Origin of the sequence: Vibrio sp. 10N.261.52.A1, assembly GCF_002876325.1 — a bacterium.
In the GTDB taxonomy this organism is placed as follows: domain Bacteria; phylum Pseudomonadota; class Gammaproteobacteria; order Enterobacterales; family Vibrionaceae; genus Vibrio; species Vibrio chagasii.
Genome location: NZ_MCYD01000010.1, coordinates 1 through 1554, shown reverse-complemented (window position 1 = coordinate 1554; position 1554 = coordinate 1). Strand labels below are relative to the sequence as shown.

Genomic DNA, 1554 nt, shown 5'->3' with positions numbered 1-1554 from the left:
CCCTATAGGTTAATCCGTAGGGTGTTTTGTTATCAAATACCCTCTTTAGTCAATAAATCTGATTGAAATGGATTTTTTTTGGTCTTTCTGTTCACTTCGTATTGTCATAAAAATTCCATACAGGTATAACTACCCATAGATACTATCCCCTCTCAATTGACATGGATGAAGATTATGTTTGAAAAAGTGTTAGCTGCGCCTGCCGACCCTATCCTCGGCCTTACTGAAGAGTTTAAAAACGACTCTCGTGCAGAGAAAATCAACCTTGGTGTTGGCATCTACAAAAATGAAGATGGTCAAACGCCAGTACTTAAAACAGTAAAGAAAGCAGAAGCTGCACTTCTTGAAAACGAAAAAACCAAATCTTACCTAACGATTGAAGGTACAGCTGAATACGGCCTAGCAGTACAGAAGCTACTTTTCGGTTCAGATGCAGAAATCGTAAATTCTCAACGCGCTAAAACAGCACAAGCTCCGGGTGGTACTGGTGCTCTGCGTGTTGCAGGTGAATTCATTAAGCGCCAACTTGGCGATGTGAAGATCTGGATCAGCAACCCAACTTGGGCTAACCACAACGGCGTATTCGCTGCTGCGGGTATCGAAACAGCTCAGTACAGCTACTACAACGCTGAAACAAAAGACAAAGACTTCGCTGGTATGGTTGCTGACCTAGAGAAAGCATCTGAAGGTGATATCGTTCTTCTTCACGGCTGCTGTCACAACCCAACAGGTATTGACCCAACAGCTGAAGAGTGGGAAGTACTGGCTAAGCTCGTTGCTGAGAAGAAGCTTCTTCCACTATTCGACTTTGCTTACCAAGGTTTTGCAAAAGGCGTTGAAGAAGATGCTGCTGGCCTTCGCACTTTCGCTAAATACAACAAAGAGATTCTAGTCGCGAGCTCGTTCTCTAAGAACTTCGGTCTGTACAATGAGCGTGTTGGTGCATTCACTTTGGTTGCTGAGTCTGCAGACGTAGCAACAACAGCATTCTCTCAAGTTAAGAGCATCATTCGCTCTATCTACTCTAACCCACCAGCACACGGTAGTGCTGTCGTAACTCACATCCTTGGCGATGCTGGTCTACGTGCTGAATGGGAAGCGGAAGTCGCTGAAATGCGTGACCGTATTCAAGAGATGCGCGAACTGTTCGTTGCAACACTGAAATCTGAAGGTGTTGATGCAGACTTCACGTTCATCGAGCGCCAAAACGGCATGTTCTCTTTCTCTGGTTTGAGCAAAGAGCAAGTAAACCGCCTAAAAGATGAATTCGCAATCTACATTGTTGGCTCTGGCCGCATCAGCGTAGCGGGCATGACTAAGTCAAACATGGGCCCTCTATGTAAAGGTATCGCTGCGGTTCTTTAATCGTAACAATACCAAGTCTGCTCTTGCAGACGCTTAGATATGCAAAAGCCAGCGATTAAGCTGGCTTTTTTGTAGCTGTCGTAACGCGTTAGATTTAATTCTATTAGTACTCGAGGAAGAACTCGACACCTAACTCATTCGTCCTCTCACTTACGCCTGTGCTCCCCTCACCATCTCTATGTTGGTATG

At 45.0% G+C, this 1554-nt stretch carries 1 protein-coding gene; it reads left to right on the top strand.

The features are described 5' to 3' along the window. The first annotated feature begins 174 nt into the window (after positions 1–174). On the top strand, positions 175–1365 hold the full coding sequence (locus BCT81_RS00155) for an amino acid aminotransferase (protein ID WP_061031636.1): 1191 nt from the start codon (positions 175–177) through the stop codon (positions 1363–1365). The last annotated feature ends 189 nt before the right edge of the window (positions 1366–1554 follow it).